Below are 4,113 nucleotides of genomic sequence, written 5' to 3'. Positions count from 1 at the left end.
ATCTCTCTACCAACAAATTGCGCTATCCATATCGCCGTGGCATCTGCCTTGGCGCCTGTCCCCCCAATATCCCAAAAAGCACGTATTTGCATTAAAGGGTCACGAGCAACACGCCCTATCCGCCCCTCCTGCTCGGCTGCCAACATCTCTTTCTGATAATAAGCGCCTTGAACCGCTGTAAGATAAGCCCCTTCCCAGATATGCTTATAGGTCTCTGGACGGTTTCTCAGATCATCAAGCCGCGCTTCATTCAAGATCTTGGGAAACTTCGGATTGTCTGACCAGTTGATCTCAACACGCTTGATTGCCTCATTGTCTGAAAAGCGAAACCGCTTCTCAACGGGGGCATTCTCTCGCAACGGGTTCCATGTCACCCATAACTCTGCTCGCCACCCCTCGCCTTCTTCTCGCAACGTTGGAATAAGCGTCTGCCAAGCCGTCTCTGTTACCGGCTCTGCCTCATCAACCCAACAAAGCAAAATGCGCCCCATCGATTTAATGCTCGCAATATTACGGTCCAGACCAGAAAACTGAAAGGCTACGCGACCATCTATCGACTTAATCGAAGATTCCCCAACCTTGTAATAGTCCTTTAAAAAGTCGTGCGCTTCAATGGCGCGCTTAATCTCCTCCAATGAACTTTCTGCCAAAGAATTCTGAAACTGACGTGCACAAAGAATGGTCCCCGATATCCCCTGCATACCAAATTGATAGCCTTTTAAAGCCGCCATCAATGCAAATGATCTTGTCTTTCCAGACCCTCGTCCACCCCACGCCGCTCGTACCAAAGCATCCCCATCAAAAATAGGAATGAGTTTTGGTACAATATTAATCTGTCGTGTTGTCATTAACCAAAGGCGCGATTTCTACACGCGTTATGATCTTAATGGCTCCCCCATCTTCACCTGTTACCTGTAAAGGCAACACCTTACCAAGCAACGCTAAATAAGCAGCGGGGCATTCCATAGCCTGCTTTTCCAAATAAGAGATCAAACCATCCTTGCCAATTTTATTCCCAGCATTCTCAGCAGCCTTAACCACTGCTTCTTTTAAAATGCGCGTCATCTTATTCGGAACGCCTTTGACACGCCCTTGACCTGCCTTTGGGGGTATACGCTTTTTAATGGGTTGTGGAGCCTGATGTGTATTTTCTGATGTCATAAAATACGCCCTCCAGATAATAAAAAACCCCGCATTTGCGGGGATTTTGAACTGTACATTTCCCTCTCTAGACACAATACGCCTAAGTACAGCAATGTCATTAAATACGATTTGCTACACTTTGTCAACATAAAAATAACACATATTGATAATTTCAAAGGGAATCGGTTAAACAGCGCTTATGAATAATTAAGGATCCAAAATAATGAAACCATTATCCATAACACGCATCATAACATTTATAGCTTTCTTTTCTATATCAGCGCTATCTGCATCAGCGTCATTTGGATTTACACGTACATTTACACGTGTAGATACTATAGAGCAGTACAATCAACTTTACGATAAATATGCAAGTAAAGAATATGAAGACTTTACGCATTTCGACAAGCAACACGAAGCAAATCAATTTGCATACAAAAATGGCTATCAAAATATAACTGCCAAATTTGACACTGTATGGCATCGTCACATACTTATTGTTTTATGTGGACGCTTTGTGAATTTACTAAGGGGTGATTATAATAAGGAGATGTCATGGGCGATGCTACCTAGTGTAATAAATACTTTACGCTATGAACATAATTGGAGTGAAGAAAATTTTATTTGGGCATACAACATGTCTATGAGTAGTACAGATCCAATGTTTTATTACGCAAAAAAATTTCTTAGTTCTCCGAGTGGAAATGGCATTAACCCCGAAACACAAGTTGTTGATTTAGTGTCTAGTATGAGAGTCGATAATGGGAGAGGCATAAAAAAAACAGCTAGGTTTTGTAGAGACTTACGAACGATATACTATATAATGAAACCGTAATAGAGATTGTCATTTAACGATCAAAATGTTTCTGAAGCACGTTAAGAGCAACCCGCAGTGAATTCACAAGATGTGGTAGCATTTGATCTTCTATAACGAGGTACTGTAGCGCTGCGTAAAGATTGTACTGTCTATAAAGACACTGGGCTTCTTTTAGTGCCTCTTGCATGTTTATAAACTGCTCTGTTGCAAATGCTACCCACTTGTCTCTTGCCTTATCATCAGAAGATGACGGAATTTCATTATAAACAGCACTTGGCAAGCCTTTTGCACACAAATAGTCGTTTCTTATCTGTAGGTACTGTTGCGCGGCATCATATTGCTCTTGAGTAATCACGCCTTGCAAACAAAGCCGCCCGATATAGGTACCAGAAAGTGGATTTTTTGCCTCCTGTAGCGTTAAACCGAAGCGCTTTGCACGCATTTCTATTGCCAATTTATCAACGGCTTCACGCGGTGCTTTTGCACGTGATATACGTCCGTTTGGTTCTCTTATCTGCCCTGCTATTTTAGGGCGTCCCCTCTTTTTATTTTTTTTCACTTATGTCCCCAGATTCCTGTTTAATATTTTGCCAAATTTCCTCTGCTTTTGACTTGAACTTTAGACTATAAAAGAATAACAAACCCAGAATGATCGATATTATAATTATAAAAACTAGCTTAATTTTTAAATGACTTTTATCCCAAAATAGTTCTATGGACAAAATTAAAAGCGTACCCAATAAAGTCCCCATTATTCCATGAAAACGACATGCAGACGTTGCGTGATCTTTTAATAGATTTATTTCTTGTTCTGTAACAGCATAATGAACAGTTCTCCTCGGAAGACAATCTGCAATCACTCTAATAGATTGATTTCCAACAGCATCACTTGCACGTTGAAGTTGCTTAAGATGAAGGTGTTTATTTTTTTTCCGGCTCTTGTAAATACCCGTTAATTTTTTGTGTGAAATATTCTTTGATGTCATCGTCTTTTAGCTTCACACCAAATTGCCCACAATCATATACTCTCTCCCACGGAGATCCATTCTCATGAGATTCATTGCGCAAGCGCCAAGGTGAAAAATTTTTATAAGCATTCCAGACGATCTCTAATAATTTAACTGTATATTTATCAGCGGATTCTTTAGGAATTTTAGGAATCAAAATTTCTCCTGTCTCTAAATCAACTGTTCGAGAATAGCAATCGATAAAACGCCTTCCCCAATCTTTAAACTCATGATAAAGAGCCGGAATCACGGGACCATGCTGCCATGCTTCTATACGATCAGGAAAGAGACGCTTACCTGTAGCTGCTAACATCCATCCATACGCAAGATACACCAGTTTAATGAGCTTCATAGGAGAAATTGGGATATTCTCTTCACGTCCCTTTTCAAGAAAGAAGTTAGCAATTTGCTGAACTTGGTACATATCATTCATACCCCACAAAATATACAACTTTACAGAATTGCTTTAACATGATCACTTTCCTCATTCAATAATATCCTTAAAAAGGAACACTGTCATTCATAACGGTATGGGGCGTATCAAGAGGTCTGTAAATGCTTCTGTCATAAGCAGATGACTGATCTTGATTATCATCATTTTTGCCATCTAAAAGCTTTAACTCGCCTTTGTACTGAGGCAATATGACTTCTGTTACATAGCGATCAACACCGTTTTTATCTTGCCATTTACGGGTTTGTAGTCGCCCCTCGATATAAACTTTGCTGCCTTTATTCAGATACTGGAGTGCTACTTTTGCCAAGCGTGGATTAAACACCACAATGGAATGCCATTCGGTTTTGTCTATTCTCTTATTGGTTGCCTTGTCTGTATAGCTCTCAGACGTTGCCATTCGAAAATTGACCACCTCGATGCCAGATGACATTGTTTTGCTTTCTGGATTGGCACCTAAATGACCAATTAAAATCACTTTATTAAGCATGTTTGTAAGTCCCATTAAATGATGTAAAGATCATAACATGTTTTATGTGTTTTTACAATGTTTTCAGTTGTCTAATAACAATTATTTAAAGTGTTACATTATGTTCTAAATCACTAAAGCGTGTAAAATCGGATTGAAAGGCAAGGGGAACGATTCCTGTCGGACCATGGCGTTGTTTTGCTATAATAACCTCGGCTTTACCCTT

7 protein-coding genes are annotated in these 4,113 nt (G+C 40.0%); 1 reads left to right on the top strand and 6 read right to left on the bottom strand.

The window, feature by feature from the left end; genetic code table 11:
• Positions 1-848 (bottom strand): phage terminase large subunit (locus ACFINZ_RS08965; RefSeq protein WP_375701352.1); only part of this gene is annotated, 848 nt, incomplete at its 3' end.
• Complete coding sequence (locus ACFINZ_RS08960) at positions 829-1,161, bottom strand: hypothetical protein (protein WP_375701351.1); 333 nt, start codon at positions 1,159-1,161, stop codon at positions 829-831. The genes ACFINZ_RS08965 and ACFINZ_RS08960, both read right to left, overlap by 20 nt.
• Before the next feature lie 205 nt (positions 1,162-1,366).
• On the opposite strand from ACFINZ_RS08960, the gene ACFINZ_RS08955 reads away from it, so the two are divergent.
• A complete protein-coding gene (locus ACFINZ_RS08955; protein ID WP_375701350.1) occupies positions 1,367-1,978 on the top strand; it encodes a hypothetical protein in 612 nt (203 codons plus the stop codon).
• Between the two features lie 13 nt (positions 1,979-1,991).
• On the opposite strand, the gene ACFINZ_RS08950 is transcribed toward ACFINZ_RS08955, so the two are convergent.
• From ACFINZ_RS08950 to ACFINZ_RS08935, 4 genes are all read right to left on the bottom strand, one after another.
• On the bottom strand, positions 1,992-2,519 hold the full coding sequence (locus ACFINZ_RS08950) for a hypothetical protein (RefSeq protein WP_375701349.1): 528 nt from the start codon (positions 2,517-2,519) through the stop codon (positions 1,992-1,994).
• Between the two features lie 362 nt (positions 2,520-2,881).
• Positions 2,882-3,400 (bottom strand): Panacea domain-containing protein, encoded by a 519-nt coding sequence (locus ACFINZ_RS08945; protein WP_375646150.1) that lies wholly within the window; start codon positions 3,398-3,400, stop codon positions 2,882-2,884.
• Positions 3,401-3,467: 67 nt separating this feature from the next.
• Positions 3,468-3,908 carry a single-stranded DNA-binding protein gene (ssb, locus tag ACFINZ_RS08940; RefSeq protein ID WP_375701348.1) on the bottom strand — a complete coding sequence of 147 codons (441 nt, stop codon included), beginning with the start codon at positions 3,906-3,908 and terminating at the stop codon, positions 3,468-3,470.
• Positions 3,909-3,993: 85 nt separating this feature from the next.
• Positions 3,994-4,113 (bottom strand): DnaB-like helicase C-terminal domain-containing protein (locus tag ACFINZ_RS08935; RefSeq protein ID WP_375701353.1); only part of this gene is annotated, 120 nt, incomplete at its 5' end.

The sequence above is a fragment of the Bartonella sp. AA81SXKL genome, from assembly GCF_042196945.1.
In the GTDB taxonomy this organism is placed as follows: domain Bacteria; phylum Pseudomonadota; class Alphaproteobacteria; order Rhizobiales; family Rhizobiaceae; genus Bartonella.
The sequence above is the reverse complement of the archived record's forward strand: the minus strand, read 5'-3'. Positions and strand labels throughout refer to the sequence as shown.